The organism is Thermomicrobium sp. CFH 73360 (genome assembly GCF_023806465.1).
Classification (GTDB): domain Bacteria; phylum Chloroflexota; class Chloroflexia; order Thermomicrobiales; family Thermomicrobiaceae; genus Thermomicrobium.
This window is the reverse complement of record NZ_JAMSLS010000001.1, coordinates 116,130-136,707: the sequence shown is the minus strand read 5'-3', so window position 1 is coordinate 136,707 and position 20,578 is coordinate 116,130. Positions and strand designations below refer to the sequence as shown.

Genomic DNA, 20,578 nt, shown 5'->3' with positions numbered 1-20,578 from the left:
TTGGGCGGTCCCCGTTCCTCTAAGGAAAGGGCCCGCGGTTGTGCAGTCCGTGAGACGGTTCGAGCGGCTTGCTGATGCGCTGTGAAACAGGTTCATTGATCCGTTCGGTATCCGACTCGAAATGACCGGCTCTGAACATCTCGACCGTTGCAGACGCCAAGCGATAGTGTGATGGTGGGCCTACCGATCCCTCGCCACCGTCACTGGAGCTCTTTAGCAGCGTGTCCGGAATAAGACTCAAGGAGAGGGTGAAACAGCGGCGGCTGTCAGTGCTGGAAAAATTCTATCGTTCATGTTCTCGGTATTATTGCGACACGTCTGCTGCTCTACAAGCCTTTCAGCGTTTCGGCACAACGGAGATTGTCCCGTCCGATTCTAAGACGACAAGGCGAGCTTCCTGTACCTCTTGTAGACCTGCTCGCCGAAGAGCTGCTTGTGCTTCTTCCAGACTGATCATCTCACGACGGAGTGCACGCCGATCCCAGCGTCCGTCACGTGCAAGAACTGTCGGCGGAGGCTCAAGCAGTCGCTGAATCGCTGCAACACGCAGCGCAAGCCAGCTCACACTTCGGTCTGCGACAAAGAAGGTCGTGGCGAGGAGGAGTCCGCCGGTCAAGGAGGTGTCAACACCAGTCATTGCGGGTTGCACTGCGTTCGCACTCAGGAGGATAAGAACGAGGTCAAAGATTGTCAGCTGGCCAAGTTGTCTTTTGCCAAAAAGACGTAATAGGATGATGAAGATTAAGTACATAACGAATCCTCTAACCACGAGTTCCCACGCTGGGGTTTGAAGTACGAGCATCGTATCACCCCCTGTACATGCAGAACTATAGGTGCATGCCTTATGATGTTGCGGAGAGAGGACGGTTGGGAGAACTGCGTTGACAAGTCGTCGGAAGGATCCCGATCTACTCAGTAGAACACAAGGAGATGCAGATCGACAGACGTACCGCTGTGCTCTAGAGATATCGGACAGGCCCTCCGTGGGCATCAGTTCAGAGTAGGAGGCGCCTACTTGGTGAGGAGCTGGGACGGGTCTTCTTCCTGGCGGTACGTCAATGAAAACAAGTGCCGCCGTCTGAAAACGGGGCACGCTCGGGAGACCACAGCCAAGGACAGCGATACCCGGCGCTGTGCTTCCCTTGGAGCATTACAAGTCGGCGCAGCTTCTCCGCAGAGACAGGCCCCAGAACGAAAAGTCCGGTGACAAGGATGCCACCGGGTCTTGTGCAGTCCAGACGATCGGTCAGACTGCCCCGCGGACCTCAGCCGGGAAGCTCGCGTTCGTGTAGACCTCTTGCACGTCGTCGAGGTCTTCCAGTGCCTCCAGTAGCTTCAAGGCACTCTGTGCTTGGCTGCCTTCCAGCTCGACCGTCGCCGTCGGGACACGCTGGATATCGGCCTGTCGGATCTGATAGCCCGCCTGCTGAAGCTTTTCGGCAACGTTGCTCAACTGGTCGGGCTCCGTAGTGATAATCACTGTATCGTCCTCGACCTCAAAGTCACGCGCACCAGCGTCGATCGCAGCGAGCGCGATCTCTTCGGCGTCGTGGCCATTGGTCGCAACAACGATCTGACCAAGCGTTTCGAACTGCCAAGCCACCGAACCGGTCTCACCGAGTGAGCCGCCGTACTTCGTGAATGTATGTCGGACGAGGGATGCGGTCCGATTCCGATTGTCAGTCAGTGCGATCGCCATTATGGCGATACCACCAGGACCGTAGCCCTCATAGACGATGGTCTCATATTCCTGTGCGCCACTAGCAGCACCACTCGCCTTGGCGATCGCGTTCTCGATCGTCTCCTTTGGCATCCCCTCGCGCTTGGCGCGTTCAATCGCCATGCGAAGGCGCACATTCGTCTCCGGATTTGGACCACCCTCACGGACGGCGACATGGATCTCGCGGGCCAGCTTACTAAAGATTTGACCCCTGCGGAAATCGGCTGCTTGCTTCTGCCGCTTGATTTGGGCCCACTTGGAGTGCCCTGCCATATTCTCACCTTCCCCTCATCAGGTCGAGGTAATCGACCGCCCACAGCACGGCAATAACCGGCACGGCGTCCCGTGTGTCGAGGAACTCGCATCTTGGTGTCTGAGATTGCGTCGGGGCTCCGCGCCGTTCGTGTGCACGACAGCCGACCGGTTCAATACTCCGGTACGACCGCCCGTGGGGCGTCGACTCTCACACAAAGTCTGCCAGATACGCACCGAACCGGGCAAGTCCGGTCACTGTTCGATGGCATCGACCCTGCGAACGGTGATCGTGCGACCACGCAAGCGAGTGCCAGCTAGAGCGGCGATGACGCGTTCTGCCGCTGCGACCGGAACTTCAACGAGTGTAAACCGGTCCGAGATTTCGATTTGCCCGATCTCCCGCCCCGGCAATCTCGCCTCGTTGGCGATTGCGCCAACGATGTCGCTGGGACGCACGCCGTCTCGCCGACCCAGTTCCAGGCGGAGCCGAACCATCCCCTTCTCCGGCCGATCACCACCCCAGAGTTCACGAAGCCGCTCAGGGTCGATGGCACGTTCTTCCAGGAGCAGAGTGATCGCTGCAGCGGCGATATCACTCGCGTCGTGGTATAGCAGCAGTTGATCAACGAGGAGGCGTCCTGCCGTGAGATCGCGCTGCTCGATGAGTTCGACCAGGGAGGCGCCGAGCAACTCACGCTGGCGTCGCACAATTTCTTCACGGGTCGGAATGCGACGTACCACGAGACGTTTCCCGATGGCGCGTTCGATGGTACGGAGCAACCAGCGCTCTCGTGGCTCGACGAGCGTGATTGCGGTTCCGGGTGCTCCTGCACGAGCAGTGCGGCCGATGCGATGGACATATGCGTCCGGATCCCCGGGGATATCAAAGTTGATTACGTGGCTCACGCTTGGGATATCGAGGCCACGCGCAGCGACGTCGGTGGCGATAAGCAGATCGACCTGTCCTGAGCGGAACCGTTGCATGGCCCGATCGCGCATCGCCTGACTGAGGTCGCCGTGAATCGCTTCGGCAGCATAACCGAGTGACTGTAGCCGGTGAGCCAGTTCGTCCGCACCGCTCTTGGTTCGGACAAAGACGATGGCAGAGGTTGGTGCTTCGAAGTCGAGAATGCGCGCGAGTGCATCGACCTTCGCGTGCGCGGTAACCTCATAAACAAACTGTTGGATTTGCGGTACCGTCACGCGCTCGGGATGAACTGCGATGGTCACCGGATGACGAAGAAAGCGCCGAGTCAAGTGCCGGATTCGTGGCGGGATCGTCGCGGAAAACAGCGCAGTCTGGCGTTCGCTCGGCACACGTTCGAGAATCCATTCAACGTCCTCAATGAATCCCATATCGAGCATCTCGTCGGCCTCATCGAGGACAACAATCCGCACTTGTTCCAGGTGAAGCGTCTCCCGCCGGATATGGTCCATGACGCGCCCCGGAGTGCCGACGACGACGTCAACAGGATGGCGAAGAGCCCGAAGCTGACGTTCGATCGGTTGACCACCGTAGAGGGCAAGGACTCGGACATCGAGATACCGGCCGAAACGATGGATAGCCTCCGCAACTTGCATCGCGAGTTCACGGGTTGGAGTGAGGACCAGTGCCTGTGGACCAGGACCATTCGGTTCAAGGCGCTGCAAGATGGGTAAGCCAAAAGCTGCCGTCTTGCCGGTACCGGTATGGGCCTGTACGATCACGTCTCGCCCTGCAAGTAGGACAGGAATTGCTTCCGCTTGAACCGGCATTGGCTGTTCAAAGCCGACGTCGCGCAGTGCCTCCAGCAAGGGTTGACTCAATCCGAGCGCAGCGAACGCGCTCGGCTGAGCAGGTCGGGTGAGGGTGAGATTCACGTAGTTCTCCTCAATACAGTATTGTTCGTCGGTTGTGCAGCTCCACTTCGAGTGCACAACCACCTCAGTATACCAAAATGCTCTCACTCGTTGATCGGCGTGATGACCTGTACTGCCGTGCCTCCTGCACTCACGGATCAGTCGATTCAATTCGTTGTCATAACGCGGAATTGGAGACAGGCGCCACCGCTGCGCCGAACCGGAGAATTGCCCCAGGGGTCTCACTGTTCTTTCGTTGGTCAATCGAGTATCGTGTTGCACGTTGTCGTCAAGACCACAAGTGCAGCGCCCTTCTCTCACAGCAAGAGGTGCCATTGTGAAATTCGGCACCCTCTGTGGTCGACTTCGTACGAATGCCTAAGGTGAGGCGGCGAATGCCGACGCCGACAAGGAGGTGACGGCAACGCCTGAACGGTGTGATGCCGTCTTGACGCAATGTCGTCAGGAGCGGCCAACTGTTGGTTCAATGAGTTCTGTGCGGATACTGATCTTACCGGCAGCTCGCCGATGCCGCGTGGCAACCACAGGGGACCTCGCCATCGTGGGATGCTGGAATGCCGCTACGTGAGGAGTGTAGTAAATCGCGTCCGGTTGCTGGAAAAGCGAGGATTTGCTGCAGAAGGATGGCGGAGTTTGAGCGGCTTTTCGCTTGGTTGGCGCAGCAGGAGCACTCTTGGTGAGTGACACGCTCACCTATCCTTTGTCTATGGGAGGTCTTGGGCAACTTCCTGCCGAAGCACCGCACCTCGAGGGAGGCTCTTGGTAAGGGGATTGTCGCTTGCCTGAATTGTGGCCTGATCGCTGGTGGTGTCTGAACCGCGACGCGAAGGTCGCCAGCCAGCGTCATGGCTGGGTGGTCGTCGGTGTGACACGTGCGCTGCGGTGCGCATCGTACTCGCATTGGCGTAAGCACTTCACGTCCCTGCTGGGATCGGGTAGTGTTAGCGCAGAGGGGCCAGGCTGCTGCAGACCGGAGGGGTTGATGCGACAGAACATCGCAAAGCGAAAGATGCTGGCCGGACAACCGGCGTTCGGGTACACACTGCAGCTTGGTGCACCGCTGGTGGCGGAAGCACTTGCCAATTGCGGGATCGATTTCATCCTGATTGATACGCAGCATGGGACATTCGGATCCGACACTCTCATTGCGACGCTGATGGCGCTCTCCTGCGGTCGGGCAGTTCCCATGGCACGTGTCGCCCGCAATGATTACACGTTGATCGGTCGGCTGCTCGATGACGGCGTGCTGGGAATCGTCGTCCCACTGATCCACACGCAGGAGGATGCGCAAGCGGTAGCGGAGGCGTGTCGCTTTCCACCTCGTGGCAAACGGTCATGGGGCTGGGGCCGAGCGCGTGTCTATGGATCGGACTATCCGGAGTGGATCGACGAGGAACTCTTTGTCGCTGTGCAGATCGAAAGTGCGCAAGCGGTCGAGAACGCTGAGGCAATCCTTTCTGTACCTGGGATCGATGGCTGTTGGATTGGCCCCGGGGATCTTGCGCTTTCACTTGGTATCGATCCGCGGCGTGCGGCAGAAGATGAGCGGCAAGAGCGGGCCATCGAGCGTGTTCTCGAGGCGTGCCGGAAGACGGGGAAAATCGCCGGCTATGCGGCGTATAGCGTCGACGACGCGTTGCGACGGGCGGCCCAAGGTTTCCACTTCGTAACTGCCGGAAGTGATATTGGGTTCCTGGTCCAAGGAGCCTTGACTGGTGTGGAGCGACTTGGACTGGCGGCTCAGGTAGGGCGAGGATACGGCGAGTAAGTGGTCAGACGAGCGCTCTTTCATGCGAACATGGTTGACAGAGTTCCGTCGTAGTCTGAAGATGCGACCGGCCCCGGAGCTGGTCAACTTCGCGCTGTTTCGCCCGCTCGGTTTTCTTGTTGCGCGCAGTGTCTTGCGTGCGCCTGTACGACCGACTGACCTTGTTCTTGTACACACCGTGCTTGGCCTGTGTGCTGCAAGTTTGATTGCACGTGGTGCTGATCGGCTGGCTGCGTTGCTCCTCCAAGCTGTTACTGTTTTGGACAATGCGGATGGCCAGCTGGCGCGACTCCGAGGAGAGGAAACTGAACTGGGCCGGTATCTGGATACCGAGCTCGATGGAGCTGTCAATCTGGCACTCTTTGCTGCGGTGGCCGCTCGAACAGGGCAACGTTGCCGATCACTCGCTGCCTTCACGGTGCTGACGCTGCTGCTCAGCTGGGACTTCAATGTGGAGTACTGCTACCGCTCAGCACGAGGAGAGGTGTTTCGTCCTGAGGTGCGGGATCGGGACGGTTGGGGACTAGCCTTGGCTCGCTGGATCTACCGGATTGTTTACACGCCACAGGATCAGGCAATCAGATGGTTGGAGATGAAGCTCCTTGCGCTCGTTGCGCGCAGCGATCCGAATCGAGCGGAGGTTGCTCAGCGCTGGTGGGATCGCTGGGTAACCTTTGCAGGAGCGAACCTGGGGCTTTCGACGCAATATGCTTGGCTTAGTGTCTTCTTATGGCGGCAGCGCCTGACACAGTATCCGAGTTTCGTCCTCAGTCAACTCCTTGTTCCAGTGGTCGTGACCATCGGTCGCTGGGTTTTGGTCCGGAGAGAACTCGGCGGTCGGCTTCTGGGGAGCAGTTCCTGAACAGAGAATGTCTGATGCCGTTCGAGGAGACGTCGAGTGTCAACTGCGACAGCCGACGTGGCCTTGGAAGGGCTCCAGCTGGGAGTGGGCGGGAGCAGAAGACCGTTTGTGTCCTATCGGTGAAGTTCTTCTTGTGATCGCAGGTTCTTGTTGATATCGCGCAATTTACAGTGGCCACGGCAAATGGTTGCGTCGTTTCGGGAAGGGTCGTGTTGAGGAAGCTCCGGAGTGGCGAGGTGGTGGTCCACTGCGACAGGCAACACAAAATTGCTCACCATGTGGTGCCCGTGTATGCTCATGCCAAGCCGGGCGCACAGTGTGACCCACCAGTTGGCGTCTGTGCGTCTGGCTGGTGACGATTCTGAAGGAAATGCGGAGCGCTTTTCATGACACACCCCGAACGAGTAATCGAGGCTGAAGACACTGGTCTGCGTTTTACGACGTCGGTGAATCTGACGCGGCTCCAAGAATTGGTCGCCGAATGGCTCGAGTTGATCGGCGAGGATCCAGAGCGGGAAGGACTGGAGCGAACACCGCAACGTGTCGCTGAGGCGTGGGCATTCCTCACCCGAGGGTATCGCCAGAATTTGCAAGAGATTGTGAATGGAGCGATCTTTCATGTGGAAGAAAACACAATGGTAGTCGTGAAGGGAATAGAGTTCTATTCGATGTGTGAGCACCATCTTCTGCCATTTTTTGGCCATATTCATATTGGATATCTACCGCAAGGAAAGATCCTCGGTTTGAGCAAGTTCGCGCGGATCGTCGACCTCTATGCTCGTCGGCTTCAGGTGCAGGAGCGTCTGACCCAGCAAGTCGCGCAGGCAATTCAGGATCTCTTGGCACCACAAGGTGTTGCGGTGGTTGCGGACGGTATTCATCTCTGCATGATGATGCGAGGCGTGGAGAAGCAACACGCTCGGACGACCACAAGTGCTATGCTGGGCATCTTTCGTGAGTCGCCCGAGGCGCGTGACGAGTTCTACCGTTTGCTCTCGACCACAACGTAAAAACGGCGGTAACGCAAGAGCTTAGCGACCGGGATCCTGAGCCAGCCAGTTTGCGAGTTCCCCTTCCATCTGCGTGAACCCTTCCGGTGAGGGTGAAGAGAGTGTCACTGCTGGACGAGGCTCGGCGAGAAAATCGCCTTCGATCGCGCCAGCCACGCCACGGCCGGTGAGGAACCAGCAGCGACCGTATGCTCGCACCTCGGGTTCGGGAGCATCGTAGCCCAACCAGCGAGCAATGTCGCGTGCGGCAACTTCCGCTTGCTGTTGAGCAAAAACTGCTGCCTTGGGTACGAGCAGGTTTTCGCGGATACGTACGGCTGCAACATCCCCGATAGCCCAGATCCCCTCGACACTCGTGCGCATCGTTTCTAACGAGGCCGGAACCCAATCGCCGTCTGCCAGGCCTGCGTCGCGAACCAGTGCGGGCGCGCGGTGCGGTGGCACAACGATCAAGAGATCAAAGAGTTCTCGGCTGCCAGAGGCGAAAACGACCTCACGGTGTCGTGAATCGACTGAACTGAGTTGCTCACCGGTGCGCACGCTCACGCCACGGGCTTCAAGCAGGCGGGTCAGCTGCTCGCCAATCGCGGGGCCAGCGACGGCCAGCGGGCTCGGCTCGGGTGTCACGACGGTCACTTCAATCGACTGGTCGATTCCTCGCTCCTGGGCGAGATCACGAACCAACAAGGCGACCTCGTAGGGCGCTGGCGGGCACTTGTACGGCAGGCGGGCAACAACGATCAAGACGCGTCCCCCAGGGAAACACTGGAGACGCTCACGCAACTGGAGCGCAGCAGGAAGGGTCCAGCAGTGGCCGGCGACGCCGTTCTCAAGCGCGCTCGCTAATCCGGGGATCACTTCTGGGACGACCTCTGCACCGCTGGCCAAGACGAGTGCGTCGTAGGTGATGGATCCGACACTCGTCTCGACACGTCGCGCGGCTGGGTCGATTTGCAACGCTTCGGCGACAAGCAATTCGGCCGTGCCAGCGAGCACGCGCGATGGCCGGATCATGACTTCCTCGGGTTCGCGCCAGCCGCGCATGATCAAGAGGAGCGTTACTCCAAGGCGCTGTTCGTCGTGCCGATCGATGACAACAATACGATCGTTGGGATCGAGATATGCGCGCAGTGCCCGAGCAGCTGCGAGGCCACCTGGTCCTGCACCAATGATGAGGACGTTGCGCGCCATTGCTTGCCCCCTTCGGCTTCCATCACGCGACCACGTGGGGATTGTACCCAGTCAGCGAAGCGAGTGATCGAGAACGCGATCTTGGTTGTCGAGGGGCAAGACATGGCGTAGAATCCCGGGACAAGGAAATGGTGAACAGATTCGAGCAGATTTGACAACATCGAGCAGAAACTGGAGACGAGAAATCTACGGGGAAGGATGCAGAGGCGACCGTGGCGACGGAGCTTCGCGTCGGAACGAGAGGTAGCGCGCTCGCTCTCGCCCAAGCGCAACAGGCCGTGGCCGCGCTTCTGCGCGTCGCTCCTGATCAACAGTGGACCATCGTTCCTATTGTCACGACTGGCGATCGAGATCGAGCGACGTCGCTCACGGTCCTTGGTGGGAGCGGCGTCTTTGTCAAGGAGCTCCATGAGGCGCTCCTCGCGGGAGGAATCGACCTTGCAGTGCACAGTGCCAAGGACCTTCCCACACAACTTCCCCGTGGCTTGGAGCTGGTGGCCGTCCTTGGTCGGGAAGATGTACGGGACGTTGTGGTGAGCCGATCCGGCGCGACGCTTGCAACTCTTCCACCCGGAGCGCGAATTGGGACCAGTTCCCGTCGTCGTCGCGCCTTGGTCGCAGCGCTCCGACCAGATGTCGAACTCGCCGATGTGCGGGGAAATGTTGACACCCGACTCCGCAAGCTTTGGGATGGAGCATTTGATGCGCTCATCCTTGCGGCGGCTGGTCTTGCGCGACTGGGGCGACTGGATGTCGTCACCGAATATCTTGGTTCTGACATCTTCGTCCCGGCTCCAGGTCAAGGAGCGCTGGCGCTCGTTTGCCGGGTTGACGATCCGGTAGGGGCGATCGTCGCCCAGGTCGATGAGCCAGATCTGCATCTTGCAGTGGCTGTCGAACGGTCTTTCCTCGCGGCATTCGGTAGTGGATGTTCCTTGCCGCTCGGTGCCTATGCCACCGTAGCGCATGGGATGGTGACGCTTCGCGTGGCGGTGGCAGGAAGCGAGCGGGGTCCCCTCCTGCGTCGTCAGGTGTCGTGGCCGACCTCGGACGCGATCCGAGCTGCGGCCGAGTTAGCACGGGAGATCCAGGCTGAACTGGCAGGACGTGGATCGTGGCAGCCAGAGAGGAGTGCTCCTCTAGCCGGACGGCGTGTCCTGGTTTTGCGACCGCTTGGGCAAGAGCGTGATCTTGTTGAGCGCTTGCGTGCACTCCAGGCCGTACCCGTTGTCGCTCCTGCCATCCGCATTGTGCCACCAGATGACTGGGAGCCACTGGATCGCGCCCTCGCAGAACTAGAACGGTTTGACTGGGTGGTGTTCACCAGCGTCAACGGCGTACGGGTCGTGATCGACCGGCTAGGCATGCTTGGCCGATTTGTCGATGTGTTGCGTGCAGTGAAGGTGGCTGCAATTGGTCCAGGGACAGCTCGGGAGCTCGCTGCACACGGGGTCACACCGAGCCTCGTTCCGCGGAACTACGTTGCCGAAGCGGTGGCTAAGGAACTCATCGCCCAAGGCGTGGGTAATGCACGAATCTTGCTTCCTCGAGCCGCCGAGGCGCGCGATGTCCTGCCGCGCGCTCTCGCTGAGGCTGGTGCCAACGTGGTCGTTGTGCCCGCGTATCGCACCCAGTCTCTTCCCTTGCCAGAAAATGTTCGGCATGACCTCATTGATGGTCGGATTGATTGGGTGCTCCTGACATCGAGTTCAACCGTGCGGAGTCTCGTCGCGGCGGTCGGTGACTTTGCCAACGTGCCCAGCCAGGTGCGGGTGGCAGCGATCGGGCCCGTGACGGCAGCCACCGCGCGCGAGCTGCAGGTGCGGGTGGACGTCGTTGCAGAGCGACATACGATCGATGGCCTCATCGAGGCGATTGTACGAGCCGAAGGGAGTTCGCGGTGAGTGCTGAGGCACTGCAGTTCCGTCGTTTTCGGCGTCTGCGACGGAGTGAGAATCTGCGGCGTCTTATCCGAGAGACGAGACTCAGCATCGAAGACTTCATTTATCCGCTGTTCGTTGTGCATGGCCACGGCGTTCGGCGAGAGGTGAACTCGATGCCTGGTGTCTACCAGCTGAGCGTAGATCAGTTGGGGCGCGAGGCCGAGGAACTTCTGGAACTTGGGATCGTTGCCGTTCTTCTCTTCGGTATCCCAGCTCGCAAGGACGAACTCGCGAGCGAGGCATACGATCCGGATGGCATTGTGCAGCGGGCGGTCCGGGAGTTGAAGCGGGTCGCGCCGGAGTTGGTTGTCATCACAGACGTCTGCAACTGCGAATATACGTCCCATGGGCACTGCGGGATCGTTCGCGATGGGCACATTCTCAACGATGCTACGCTCGAGCTTTTGGCACGGACCGCTGTTTCGCATGCCGAGGCTGGTGCTGACATGGTTGCGCCGTCCGATATGATGGACGGTCGCGTACGCGCGATCCGGCGTGCACTCGACCAGGCTGGGTTTTCGGAAATCCCGATTCTTTCCTACGCTGCCAAATACGCGTCGGCGTTCTACGGGCCGTTCCGAGAAGCGGCCGAATCTGCACCGGCGTTTGGTGACCGCCGATCGCATCAGATGGATCCGGGGAACCGGCGCGAAGCGCTGCGCGAGATTGCAACGGATCTCGAGGAAGGCGCGGATGCAATCATCGTGAAGCCGGCGCTTGCCTACCTTGATGTCGTTTCTGCAGCGCGAGAGCGCTTTGACGTGCCAATTGCGGCCTATAACGTGAGTGGTGAGTATGCGATGGTCAAGGCGGCGGCGCGCAATGGCTGGATCGATGAGCAGCGTGTCGTCGTCGAGATTTTGACCGGCATTCGCCGCGCTGGCGCGCAGATGATCATCACCTATCACGCGAAGGACGTTGCACGCTGGCTCCGCGAAGGGCAGATCAGTATGGCGCCTGCACGTGCTCTTGCTGAGTGATCGAGAGGGGAAGCCGATGACGCGATCAAGCATCCTCTGGGAGACGGCGCAGCGATATCTTCCTGGGGGTGTGAACAGTCCCGTGCGTGCCTTTCGGGCTGTCGCAGACGATCCACTCTTCATCGTCCGTGGAGAGGGGGCATACCTTATCGACGCTGATGGACAACGGTACCTCGATTTCATCTGTTCGTGGGGAGCGCTCTTTGCAGGGCATGCGCATCCCCATGTTGTCGCGCGAATTACGGAAGCGGCGCAGAATGGCACGAGCTTTGGCTTGCCGACTCCGCAGGAGGTTGAACTGGCTCGCACGATCGTCGAGGCGGTGCCGTCAGTGGAGCTCGTTCGCTTCGTCAACTCGGGGACCGAAGCGACCATGAGTGCCATTCGCTTGGCGCGAGCAGTCACTGGCCGGTCGTTGATTCTCAAGTTTGCCGGCTGCTATCACGGCCATGTCGATGCACTCTTGGTTGCTGCTGGCTCGGGAATCCTGACATTTGGTATTCCCGGTACTCCCGGTGTGACCAGTGGAACAGCACGCGAGACGCTGGTCCTGCCGTACAACGATGTCGCAGCGGCCGAGGAAGCGTTCGCGCGGTACGGTGAGCAGATTGCCGCGGTCATCGTTGAGCCGGTCGCTGGGAACATGGGCGTGGTACCACCGGTTCCCGGATTCTTGCAGCGCTTGCGCGACTTGACCAAAGGAAGCGGCGCTCTCCTTATTTTTGATGAAGTCATCACAGGCTTTCGGATTGGATGGAACGGCGCGCAAGGCAAGTACGGCGTTGAACCGGATCTCACCTGCTTTGGCAAGGTGATTGGGGGTGGACTACCCGTTGGGGCGTATGGTGGGCGACGCGATCTGATGGCGCAAGTTGCACCAAGTGGACCGGTGTATCAGGCGGGCACCTTATCCGGAAATCCGCTCACGATGGCGGCCGGGCTGGCGACGTTGGAGCTCGCGCGTCAGCCGGGAGCTTACGAGCGGCTCGAGGAGCTTGGTGCACGCCTGGAGCGTGGCTTGCGTGAGGCTGTGCGTCTGGCCGGTGTGCCCGCTGTGGTGCAACGAGTCGGGTCGATGCTCACGTTGTTTTTCACTGAAGCGCCGGTCACTAACGCGCGGCAGGCCGAGGCAGCGGACACAGCGCGTTTCGCGGCTTTCCACCGAGCGATGCGGAAGCGGGGCATCTTGTTGCCGCCGTCGCAGTTCGAAGCATGGTTCCTCTCGCTTGCGCACGAGGAGGCTGACGTGGACCGGACGGTTGCAGCAGCAGGAGAGGCGCTCCGAGAGGTCGTGCGGGGGTGAGCATGTCACTTGCGGTCGTGGCGATCACACATCGAACGGCACCGTTGACGATCCGAGAACGACTCGGCTTTTCGCCGGACGATCAGGTCGCGTGGCTCCGCGAGTGGAAAAGCCTGGCGAACGAGCTCGTGCTGCTGGTGACGTGCCACCGTACGGAGCTCTACTGGATCGCTGACGAGCCGGGAACTGGGCGTGGTCTCGAGTGGCTCGCGGCTGCGGCTGGGCTACCGGTGGAGGTTCTTGCCCCCGTGGCGCTGAGAGCTGGAGGCGAGCAGGCGGTTCGCCACTTGATGCGGGTAGCAGCCGGGTTGGACTCACGTGTTGTCGGGGAGACGCAGATTCTCGGGCAGGTCCGTCGGGCAAGGGAGTTCGCGCGCACCGCGGGAACCCTCGGTCCCGTTCTTGAACGGCTCTTTTCGTTGAGTCTGGCAGCTGGACGCACCGCTCGCGCACGTTCCGGTCTGAGTGCGGGTGGGCGGTCGCTCGCACGGCTGGCGGTCGGCGCAGTCAGCCGTTCGCTCGGTGGACTCGGCGGACGAGCCGTACTGGTGCTCGGGGCTGGGGAGATGGGGCGGCTCGTTGTCACAGAATTGCGACGTGAACAGCCCGCTGTACTCTGGGTCAGCAATCGAACAGCCGGGCGACTCCAAGCACTTGCTGGTGATGGCGATGTCCGAGGGGTGGAATGGGCGCGGTGGCCCGAGTTGGTGGTTGAAGTCGATGCGATCTTCGTGGCGACAGCTGCTCCGGAACCGATCCTCTGTGCGAGGCATTTCGATTCACGTGCTCGTTCTGGTGTTGTGGTTGATCTTGCAGTTCCTCGGAATGTCGAGCCTTCCGTTGCACACGTCCCTGGAATTCGACTCATTACGGTCGACGATTTGCAGGATGAACCAGGGAGTTCACGAACACAGCCACCGTACCAGTGTGCCGAGGAGATTGTGGATCACTACGTGCGACGATACCTGCGGTGGTGGCAGGCACGGCAACTCGCTGAGGAGATCCGATTGGCCCAGGAAGTTCTCGAGCAGTTATGCCATCGCGAGCTCCGACGTGCCTTCCAGCTGATCGCCCGCAGTCCCGAGAAGGCAAGTGAGATTGAGCGTGAGGCAGCGGCAAGCGTTGCCCGGAAAGTCCTTGCTCCAGTCTTCCAGTCACTGCATCCGGAAGCGGATGGGGCAGCCACCGTCTTCCGTCTCCTGGCAGGCGTTCAGCGGTAGCTCTTCTTTCCCTCGTCTGGCGGGACGTTCGTTCGTCGTGAGTCCTGACTGCTGGTCCTCCACCTGCCAACGAGCGGCAGCCGAAACTTCCCCACGGATAAACGGTAACCTTAGGTTTTTTCAATGTACGATTCGGAGAGCTGAGGAGCGAAGGGACAGAAGTTTGTTCATTCGCGGTCGGCCAGCAAGTTCACCAGTTGCAACGCGGCATCGAGAACGGCTCGGCGAAGCGTTGGTCGCTCGCGGGCTCTTGACGCAGCAAGAGCTCGACCGGGCACTCGAGTACCAGCGGCGGACGGGTGACCGGATTGGTCGCATCCTGATTGCGCTCGGGCTCATTCGGCGTCGGCAGCTCTACCATGTTCTGGCTGAACTCTGGGGTTATCCCTTCGTCGATCTCTTGCAGGAGCCTCTCGACTCGCGTCTTGCACGACTCTTTGATCCTGCGGAGCTTGTCCAGCGACGATGCTTTCCTGTGCGTCGGCATGGTCCGGACATTTTTGTGGCGACAGCCGAGCAACCAAGTGCCGAACTGGAGGAGTTTATCCGCGGAGTGCTGGGACCGGTGACCGTGCGCCCACTCGTGACGACCGAGTGGGATATTGATTACGCCATCCGCACCGTTTTCCGTGACGTTGTTCTTGATCGGGCGGCGCTCGGACTCTACTTCCGGAATCCGGATGAGAGTGCTCGCCGGGTTCTGATTGGCTGGCAGAAGGTTTTGCTCGCGCTCATGGTAATTGGAGTCGTCCTGGGCTTGCTGTTCGCTCCACGCACCACCGCGGTGGTGCTCTCAGCACTCATCAACGGTGCATTGTTCCTCTTCGTCGCCTTCCATTTCGTCGTTGCCATGGCCGGAGCTCGCCACGAGCACGAGCAGGCAATCAGCGAGGAGGAGGTGAAGGCGCTCCGCGACGACGAACTTCCAATGTACACCGTATTGGTACCGGTGTATCGAGAAGCAAACGTCGTCCAACACTTGGTGGAAAATCTTCGGCGACTGGACTATCCACCGAGCAAGTTAGAAATTCTTCTGCTTATTGAGGAAGACGACGAGGAGACGCTGGCAGCTGCGAAGGCAGCGCGACCACCAGAGACGGTCACGTTCATCGTCGTGCCCAACGGTATGCCGAAGACGAAGCCGAAGGCTTGTAATGTGGGGCTGCTGTTCGCACGCGGCGAATACTTGACGATCTATGACGCAGAAGATCGTCCCGAGCCAGACCAACTCAAGAAGGCAGTCGTCGCTTTCCGGAAGGGGCCACCGGAACTGGTCTGTGTCCAAGCAGCGTTGAACTACTACAACGCGACAGAGAACCTCCTAACGCGCATGTTTACGCTTGAGTATTCGTACTGGTTCGACTACGTGCTCACCGGACTTGACCGGCTCGGATTGCCGATCCCGCTCGGCGGCACGAGTAATCATTTTCGCATCGACCGGCTCCGGGAGCTCGGTGGGTGGGATCCGTTCAACGTCACCGAGGATGCGGATTTGGGCATTCGCGCGGCGGCGCATGGTTACCGTGTTGGTGTCATCAACTCCACAACCTGGGAGGAAGCAAATAATCACGTCGGTAATTGGATTCGCCAGCGGTCTCGTTGGATCAAGGGATACATCCAGACCGTGCTCGTTCACACCCGGCACCCGGTGCAGCTGTTGAAGAGCGTTGGGCTAAAGAACGTTTTCGGTTTTATCCTTCTCATTGGCGGTGCTCCCTTTGCGTTCCTCTCATTGATCCCACTCTGGTCGATTACGCTGATCTGGCTGGTGACACGGACCCATCTCTTTGATGTGCTCTTTCCTCCAGCAGTTTTATACATGAGCTTGTTCAATCTTCTGATTGGCAACGGGGTGATGATCTACCTTGGTATGTTGGCTGGCTTTAAGCGACGTCGCTACCTGTTGATCCCCTTTGCCCTCCTCAATCCGTTCTACTGGGTACTTCATTCTCTGGCGTCTTATAAGGCTGTCTGGCAGCTGGTCACGAAGCCATTTTACTGGGAGAAGACGCGCCATGGCCTCACCCGTTATCTCGACCCCAGTACGCCCCTCGCGGCCGCAGGCGACTGAGGGCTTGCGTCTCGTCGATTTGACGTGGCGCGATCACCTCGTGCGGGTACTGCTCTTCAGCCTTCCTTTTCTAGGAGTTGCCCTCCTCGTGCACCGCCTCGCCTTCCTCAGTAACATGCATGCCCATATCGTCGAAAAGGCGCTCTTGGCAGCCGACCGCCTCCGGCTCGAAGTAATCGGCTTCCTCTATCCGCCACTCCCCTTCCTCAGCGTGCTTGTCTTCCCCCGCACCTGGATGCCGTCCGTCCTGGCGAGTATCGCTGCAGGAGGGATTGCCTGGCTCCTTTGGTACGACCTCGAACGCACCGGGCTGCCACGTTTGTGGCGTATGCTCTTGACGGTTTCGGTGGTTGCAACGCCGACAGCTCTGTACCTTGCGACACAGGCGTATCCGGAGGTACTTGCGCTCCATTTGGTGGTCGTGGCGTGGCACTATTACTGGAATTTTGTGCGATACGGACATACCTTTAGCGGGTTTGTCGCAGGGTTAGTTCTCGGTTTGGCCTTCTATGCGAACTTCTACGCGTTCCTGTACGCGATCGCCCTTGCCGGGCTTGTTCCGCTGTTCCGTCGCTCTGCAGATGACTCACGGCAAACGCGTGAGCACTGGGCGACGCTCAGTCAGATGCTGGTCACCGTGTTTCCGGCACTCTGGACCGCAGCAAGCTGGACGTACATCAATTGGGTCTTCACGGGAAATCCCTTTACCTATCTTGCCGGACCAGTGGCGGCAGCCATCGATTCGGTCCACTGGAGAGCGCCTCTCCCAGAACGAGTCGAGTGGTTACGCGAGTTCGCTCTGGAACTCCTCGCTCAGCCGTTGCTCTTGGCGGTCCTCGCGTTAAACGCGTGGCGCTACCCGAGACGGGTTGTTCCCCTTACCTTGTTGGCCACTTTACCGTCGCTCATCCGTCTCGCTGGCCTCGCCTACGGTTTGCCCCTGGCACTCGGAACCTATACCCTACTTGCTCTCCTCGCCCTGCCAGAGCGACTCCCGAGATGGGTCGGTCCGCTCCTCGTTCTCTTCGCTCTGCTGCAAGGGATTTCCGGCACGGCGCTTGTGCTGCGTGAGGGAGAGGTGCGGCAGTGGGAGCATGTACTGACCACCGGACAAGCACGAACGAGTGATCTTGACGAGCGTGCACTGGCAGCGGCGCTGCGCCAAGCCCCACCCCGGTCGATCCTCGCCGATGATCGAGGTGCTTATCGGCTCATCGCCCGTACGGAGTCGGCGCGACCTTTCTTGCTCCCTGCTGATGCCGACTTTCCATTGGCGCTGGGTTCGCCCAAAGACCGAGTCCAGTACATCCTCGTGAGTCCATCGGCTCCGGAGGATGATGTGGTAAGCGCGCAATTTCGGCTCGGGCCTCCACCTGGCTTCGTGGTGGATGGTTTCCGTGCGGACTGGATTGTGTACCGACGGAGCGATGCCCCAAGTCTCCTCGTTACGCCGTGAGGATCTGATGAGCGCGGAGGTTCTGAGCCAGGATTCGACTTAGGGGAAGCTATCCTCGACCTGGTCGTAGTTCGAGAACCGAGTGCGCCACACGCTGCACTGCGACCGAACTCCAGGCCAGCGGAACTGACTTTCCGCGAAGCCAGAGGCCAAGAAGGTCATCATAGTGGGGCGAAAGTGGGTGCCCAGACTGTCCGCCTGGCAGGACGACCTGCGCTTCGTCCCAGGCACCGAGTTCTACAACAAAGCGTAGCGAGGCGATAAACTGTACCGGGCCAAGTGGATCATGCGCCGAGACCCCGGCGGGATTAACCGTGTTGGCATCACCCCCGATCGGAAACGGTCCGCGATCGAAAAGCCAGCGAGGTGACGGTGACGCACCGAGGGGGTGCCTCAACGTAAGCGGGCGAATCGAACCCCATGCCCAGCACGCAGGGTCGCTCCCGTAGCGGTCGTGCAGTTCCTGGATCACCTCCCCAAGGGTTTCAAGGAGGACCTCTTCCCAGTCAGACTGAAACCAACCTGACGGTGGTGCTTCAAGAAGGCGAACAAGATGCGCGATCCGGCGGACACCCCAACTGGTCCCACCTGCCAAATCGTGGAAACCTGCTCCCACTACCCACCGCCAGCTTTGCGGTGCTCGTGCCTGGGCAACTCGCGCAGCAAGGCGATGAAGGAGAAGTTCAAAGACGCTTGCAGCAGCGCTCTCGGCTGACACGTTGCCGTCCCAGTCACGCAAGAGAGCGAGTGCCTGCTCGACAAGGGAAGTTTGGGCTGGGAGATCACGGAAGAAGTGTTTGATCTGCATCCACGGAAGCGAGTATGTATCGAGCTGCAATGTGAGCACCGCGTCACGATTCCAATCAAATCGATCCGCGAGCACCGATGCGATGCGCTCGACGCGATAGGGATCGAGATAATCAGCGCCGAGAGGCAAGGCTTCGTGGCGCTGTAGCGGCCGATTGTTCGCCGTAGCAATAAACTTTTCGGGTGGATTCACCAAACGTGGCAATCGTTCAGCAGGGACGTATCCAAGCCACGGGTCAGGGTTCTCCCAACCAGATACCGGCAGCAGACCGCTTGACGACCGGCGCTGGGGTACTGTGCCAGCGAGGAGCCAGCCGATTGTGCCGCATGAGTCCGCATAGACAAGGTTGAGCGGGAGATGTGGCCAGTCCACAAAGGCCTGCTCCAAGGCCTCAAACGAGCGGACCCGATGCATCTCCAGGAGTCCACGAATGGGTAGTGGATCGAGCCAAACAGCCCGCAGAGAGACGGCCCAGGGAACGCCACGGAGAGCCTGACTGACGATCGGTCCGCGACGTGTTTCCAAGACAAGGTCAGTGACGGCACCATGACCACGCACGCGAATCGTCTCCTGGTGAACCGTGCAGGGGACGAAACGGTCACCTTCGCGTACTGTCTTTCCGTCAGGACCGAACGCTTCAAGAACCACGTCTGTGTTGTCACTCAGTCCTGCGGTGACTCCCCACGCTGCAAAGCCGTTGTGGCCGGCGATGAATGCTGGGGTACCGATGAGGGTTGCACCTGCGATAGCCCAGGCTGGTGAGATGAGGTGCGCGAGGTACCAGAAGCAGGGAAGGATCGGACTCCAATGGGGGTCATTCGCCAGAATCGGTTTGCCACTCTGCGTCCGATCACCGGCAATAACCCAATTGTTGGAGGCTGCGGAGCCAGCAAGTCTACGAAGTTGATCCAGTTCACGCGAAAACTGCTCTAGCCAGGAGGGGGTAATTGGTGCCCGTGCCTCGTAGGTCTCACTGCTGGTGGGCAGAGCAGGATCCAAGTCGCGTAACGCCTCGGGACCATCCGTGAGCAGGACGTGCAGTCGAATGAGTTCTGAGGTCCAGTTTGAGGCCAAGGCGAAGGAGAGGAATTTCACCAGACCAAGCACATCGGCAGCGTCCCACGGCTGGGGTTCGGTTCGCAAGAGGAGGAACTCAATCGGACGAGCGGCGAGACCCCGTTCAAGCCCAGCGCGTATCCCGGCCAGGAACGCTTCGACCTGAGCGTGGATGTCATCGGAGAGGTGCGGGAGTTGTCGCAGCGATGCACGACGGAAGCCAATACGGCGGGCGAGACGATCAAAGGCCAGGCCGGGCGGACCAACGACCTCGGCGAGTTCGCCCCGGATCAAACGCCGCAGAAATTCAAGTTGAAAAGTTCGATCTTGTGCTTGACAGAATCCGAGGGCGAACCAGGCGTCGTGCTCGGTTTGGGCTTTGATATGGGGGATACCCCACAAATCACGGATGATGGTGACGACTGTATCGAGGCCCCGTACTTCAATACTGCCGGACGTGATCGGTAGGCGATGCCGCAAAACTCTTTGCCCAAAGCGACGGGTAAGGGACAACAACCACAGATGACTTGGGCGAGATGACGGCATGCAGTGACTCCTGTCCCTTCTGCTTTGGCAGACAGTGCGCGGTCCAGTGCTCCGTACACGATGATGCACGTCGAGTCGGTTCCGGTCAACTGCAGAATTCGCCGCAATGAAGGATGTTATGCAATGCGCCGAGGGAGAGGAGCTCGAAGGCCGCCATGCAAGGTCACCGTGTGAAAACGTGCGGATGTGGTGTCGGTGCGCTCATGATTTCTGACGTACACCCCCCTCGATGAACCCTACCATACACAAGGTGCGGTGAAGTCAAGTGAAGCATTCTTCAGAGTCGATCGGCAGTGGTGAGCCAGATCGGTTCCGTTTTGAGGAGAGACGAAATCCCGGAGAAGGACAGGAAACCGGCGTTCAGGGCTTGCGGCGAGAGATAATCGGAGAGTCCGTTGACGACCAGCCACACCTCCTGGCCATCTGGTGGTTCGAGCTGTTCTGGGCATTCTCCAAAGTGGTGCTGGTGCAAAGAGGCAGAGCGGGGCCAGAGACTTTGTGCCCCGCTCCCGTGACAGACCAAGGCCCG

Annotated in this window: 14 protein-coding genes; 9 read left to right on the top strand and 5 right to left on the bottom strand. The window is 59.7% G+C overall.

All coding sequences use genetic code 11. The features are described 5' to 3' along the window. Positions 1-337: 337 nt before the first annotated feature. The 3 genes from NET03_RS00540 to NET03_RS00530 all read right to left on the bottom strand — a co-directional run bounded on the left by NET03_RS00540 (position 338) and on the right by NET03_RS00530 (position 3,835). Positions 338-802 carry a DUF421 domain-containing protein gene (locus NET03_RS00540; RefSeq protein ID WP_252126936.1) on the bottom strand — a complete coding sequence of 155 codons (465 nt, stop codon included), beginning with the start codon at positions 800-802 and terminating at the stop codon, positions 338-340. 444 nt (positions 803-1,246) lie between these two features. Then, positions 1,247-1,993 (bottom strand): YebC/PmpR family DNA-binding transcriptional regulator, encoded by a 747-nt coding sequence (locus NET03_RS00535; protein WP_252126935.1) that lies wholly within the window; start codon positions 1,991-1,993, stop codon positions 1,247-1,249. Between the two features lie 234 nt (positions 1,994-2,227). After that, positions 2,228-3,835: a DEAD/DEAH box helicase gene (locus tag NET03_RS00530; RefSeq protein ID WP_252126934.1), complete on the bottom strand. Its 1,608-nt coding sequence runs from the start codon at positions 3,833-3,835 to the stop codon at positions 2,228-2,230. Positions 3,836-4,817: 982 nt separating this feature from the next. Between NET03_RS00530 and NET03_RS00525 the strand changes: the two genes are divergently transcribed. From NET03_RS00525 to folE, 3 genes are all read left to right on the top strand, one after another. Next, a complete protein-coding gene (locus tag NET03_RS00525; RefSeq protein WP_252126933.1) occupies positions 4,818-5,603 on the top strand; it encodes an HpcH/HpaI aldolase family protein in 786 nt (261 codons plus the stop codon). A 22-nt stretch (positions 5,604-5,625) separates the two neighbouring features. Continuing rightward, on the top strand, positions 5,626-6,465 hold the full coding sequence (locus NET03_RS00520) for a CDP-alcohol phosphatidyltransferase family protein (RefSeq protein ID WP_252126932.1): 840 nt from the start codon (positions 5,626-5,628) through the stop codon (positions 6,463-6,465). 386 nt (positions 6,466-6,851) lie between these two features. Then, a complete protein-coding gene (folE, locus tag NET03_RS00515; RefSeq protein WP_252126931.1) occupies positions 6,852-7,475 on the top strand; it encodes a GTP cyclohydrolase I FolE in 624 nt (207 codons plus the stop codon). 21 nt (positions 7,476-7,496) lie between these two features. Here the strand turns inward: folE and NET03_RS00510 are convergent, their stop codons facing one another. Further along, entirely contained in the window at positions 7,497-8,666 is a 1,170-nt protein-coding gene (locus tag NET03_RS00510; protein WP_252126930.1) for an NAD(P)/FAD-dependent oxidoreductase, read from the bottom strand. A gap of 212 nt (positions 8,667-8,878) precedes the next feature. Here NET03_RS00510 and hemC point away from each other — a divergent pair, with 212 nt between their 5' ends. The 6 genes from hemC (at position 8,879) to NET03_RS00480 (ending at position 17,639) form a co-directional block, all read left to right on the top strand. Further along, a complete protein-coding gene (gene hemC / locus NET03_RS13675) occupies positions 8,879-10,570 on the top strand; it encodes a hydroxymethylbilane synthase (RefSeq protein WP_252126929.1) in 1,692 nt (563 codons plus the stop codon). Beyond that, complete coding sequence (gene hemB / locus NET03_RS00500) at positions 10,567-11,589, top strand: porphobilinogen synthase (protein WP_252126928.1); 1,023 nt, start codon at positions 10,567-10,569, stop codon at positions 11,587-11,589. The genes hemC and hemB overlap by 4 nt, the downstream gene beginning before the upstream one ends. A gap of 16 nt (positions 11,590-11,605) precedes the next feature. Further along, positions 11,606-12,892: a glutamate-1-semialdehyde 2,1-aminomutase gene (hemL, locus tag NET03_RS00495; protein WP_252126927.1), complete on the top strand. Its 1,287-nt coding sequence runs from the start codon at positions 11,606-11,608 to the stop codon at positions 12,890-12,892. Positions 12,893-12,894: 2 nt separating this feature from the next. Beyond that, positions 12,895-14,112, top strand: coding sequence for a glutamyl-tRNA reductase (hemA, locus tag NET03_RS00490; RefSeq protein ID WP_252126926.1), 1,218 nt, complete (start codon positions 12,895-12,897; stop codon positions 14,110-14,112). Between the two features lie 163 nt (positions 14,113-14,275). Then, positions 14,276-16,183, top strand: a complete 1,908-nt coding sequence (locus NET03_RS00485; RefSeq protein WP_252126925.1) for a glycosyltransferase family 2 protein — start codon at positions 14,276-14,278, stop codon at positions 16,181-16,183. Next, positions 16,128-17,639 (top strand): hypothetical protein, encoded by a 1,512-nt coding sequence (locus tag NET03_RS00480; RefSeq protein ID WP_252126924.1) that lies wholly within the window; start codon positions 16,128-16,130, stop codon positions 17,637-17,639. The genes NET03_RS00485 and NET03_RS00480 overlap by 56 nt, the downstream gene beginning before the upstream one ends. A 49-nt stretch (positions 17,640-17,688) precedes the next feature. On the opposite strand, the gene NET03_RS00475 is transcribed toward NET03_RS00480, so the two are convergent. Beyond that, positions 17,689-20,049, bottom strand: a complete 2,361-nt coding sequence (locus NET03_RS00475) for a penicillin acylase family protein (RefSeq protein WP_252126923.1) — start codon at positions 20,047-20,049, stop codon at positions 17,689-17,691. Positions 20,050-20,578 lie beyond the last annotated feature (529 nt).

Coding starts and splice junctions, on each gene's coding strand:
- NET03_RS00540 (WP_252126936.1), bottom strand. CDS start 802: ATGCTCGTACTTCAAACCCCAGCGTGGGAACTCGTGGTTAGAGGATTC.
- NET03_RS00535 (WP_252126935.1), bottom strand. CDS start 1,993: ATGGCAGGGCACTCCAAGTGGGCCCAAATCAAGCGGCAGAAGCAAGCA.
- NET03_RS00525 (WP_252126933.1), top strand. CDS start 4,818: ATGCGACAGAACATCGCAAAGCGAAAGATGCTGGCCGGACAACCGGCG.
- NET03_RS00520 (WP_252126932.1), top strand. CDS start 5,626: ATGCGAACATGGTTGACAGAGTTCCGTCGTAGTCTGAAGATGCGACCG.
- folE (WP_252126931.1), top strand. CDS start 6,852: ATGACACACCCCGAACGAGTAATCGAGGCTGAAGACACTGGTCTGCGT.
- NET03_RS00510 (WP_252126930.1), bottom strand. CDS start 8,666: ATGGCGCGCAACGTCCTCATCATTGGTGCAGGACCAGGTGGCCTCGCA.
- hemL (WP_252126927.1), top strand. CDS start 11,606: ATGACGCGATCAAGCATCCTCTGGGAGACGGCGCAGCGATATCTTCCT.
- hemA (WP_252126926.1), top strand. CDS start 12,895: ATGTCACTTGCGGTCGTGGCGATCACACATCGAACGGCACCGTTGACG.
- NET03_RS00480 (WP_252126924.1), top strand. CDS start 16,128: ATGGCCTCACCCGTTATCTCGACCCCAGTACGCCCCTCGCGGCCGCAG.
- NET03_RS00475 (WP_252126923.1), bottom strand. CDS start 20,049: ATGCCGTCATCTCGCCCAAGTCATCTGTGGTTGTTGTCCCTTACCCGT.